At 39.0% G+C, this 1,193-nt stretch carries 2 protein-coding genes; both read right to left on the bottom strand.

Going from position 1 to position 1,193, the window contains the following annotated elements; translation table 11 throughout:
• Positions 1-49: 49 nt before the first annotated feature.
• Positions 50-832, bottom strand: a complete 783-nt coding sequence (locus GKO22_RS16505) for an IS3 family transposase (protein WP_317165724.1) — start codon at positions 830-832, stop codon at positions 50-52.
• Between the two features lie 35 nt (positions 833-867).
• Complete coding sequence (locus tag GKO22_RS16610) at positions 868-1,134, bottom strand: transposase (RefSeq protein ID WP_206367944.1); 267 nt, start codon at positions 1,132-1,134, stop codon at positions 868-870.
• Between the last annotated feature and the right edge of the window lie 59 nt (positions 1,135-1,193).

Below are 1,193 nucleotides of genomic sequence, written 5' to 3'. Positions count from 1 at the left end.
TTTGAAGCCTTACCGTTTTTCAAACAGTGAATAAATATAAAAATGCTCTTTAAGTAATCATAAATTTCTTCATATACAACCACGGACTTAGTCCATTTAGTGATTTATGAGGATGATTACTGTTGTAATCGATCTGCCATTCGTAGGAAATCGCATTGACCTCCGTTAGTGATCCAAACAGGTACGCATCCAAAACATCCTCTCTAAACGTTCGATTTAATCTTTCAATATAAGCATTCTGCGAAGGCTTACCGGGTTGTATATATTGTAGCTCAATGTCATTCTCTTTACAGAAATCAACAAAAACCTTGGACAGGAACTCTGGGCCATTATCGGTTCGGATACGTCTAGGCTTAGGCCTAGAAAAGATTAATTCTTTCAATTTCTGAACCAGCCTAACACCCGGAATCGAATAGAACGCTTCATTTATCAGAGATTCTCTGTTATAATCATCCATCACATTTAGTACTCGAAACCTGCGTCCGTTAGAAAGCGAATCACTCATAAAGTCGATTGACCATGTTCTATTGATTCCTTCCGGAACGATTAGTTTCTCTTTGATTCTGGACGGAATTCGACGCTTACGCTTATTTCGAAGCTTTAGATTAATCCTTCTGTAGACTCTTAGAACCCGTTTTCTGTTCCACACCAAACCCTCCATTCTAATTTTACCATAATAGGTTTCGAAGCCTCTTGTGGGGTAACTACTCGCCAGATCCATGAGTTTAGCAACCACTTCCTCATCATCTTTGGTATGGTTATAATAGTACATGCTGCGGCTCATGCACACAATTTTACAGGCTCTATGAACACTGATCCCTTCCTCAACCACTGCACAGCTCACCAGCTCTTTACGTTCACAAAGCTTTAAAGCTTTTTTTCGATAATGTCCTTTAAAATTCGATGGTCAAGACTTAAATCGGCGAACATGCGCTTCAGCCGTGAATTTTCTTCCTGCAGTGCCTTTAACTCTTTTAGGTGTTGCGCATCCATACCTCCGTACTTTTGCTTCCATTGATAAAAAGTTGGCGCTGATATACCGTGCTCTCGACAGATATCTCGCGTGGCTTTACCGGATTCATATTCTTTAAGAATATTGACAATCTGATGCTCTGAAAATTTGCTCTTTTTCATAATGTTTGACAAACTAAATTTAATATTTCTATTTGGTTTGAAAAACAGGTAAGGCTACC

Origin of the sequence: Sphingobacterium chungjuense, assembly GCF_011316935.1 — a bacterium.
In the GTDB taxonomy this organism is placed as follows: Bacteria; Bacteroidota; Bacteroidia; order Sphingobacteriales; family Sphingobacteriaceae; genus Sphingobacterium; species Sphingobacterium chungjuense.
Note: the sequence above shows the minus strand (reverse complement) of the source record. Positions and strands in the feature narration are given on the sequence as shown.